This is a genomic window from Acinetobacter sp. 1125_18A, assembly GCF_052824985.1.
Genome location: NZ_VTDG01000068.1, coordinates 1 through 266 on the forward strand (window position 1 = coordinate 1; position 266 = coordinate 266).

Annotated in this window: 1 protein-coding gene; it reads right to left on the minus strand. The window is 45.1% G+C overall.

The window, feature by feature from the left end:
- A partial coding sequence (locus tag FY049_RS22285) for an MBG domain-containing protein (protein ID WP_446084445.1) occupies positions 1-266 on the minus strand: 266 nt, incomplete at both ends.

The window sequence follows — 266 nt, forward strand, 5'->3', positions numbered from 1 at the left end:
GTCGCACTAAAACCAGCAGCCGTTTGGTCTTTACCGTTATAGGTAGTTGATACGCTATTGGCAGTTACAGTGGCTTTGGCTTTGGCGATATCCAAAGAGCCATCAACAAAGCTTAGCTCATAGTTTTTATCTAGACCTGTTGCGGTATTAGTGTATTTGCCAGCATCTTTAGCAGTCACCGTTGCACTGACACCTGAGAGTACTGAATCCGTTTCACCATTCACCAAACCTGTTGCAGTAAAGCCAGCAGCCGTTTGATCTTTACC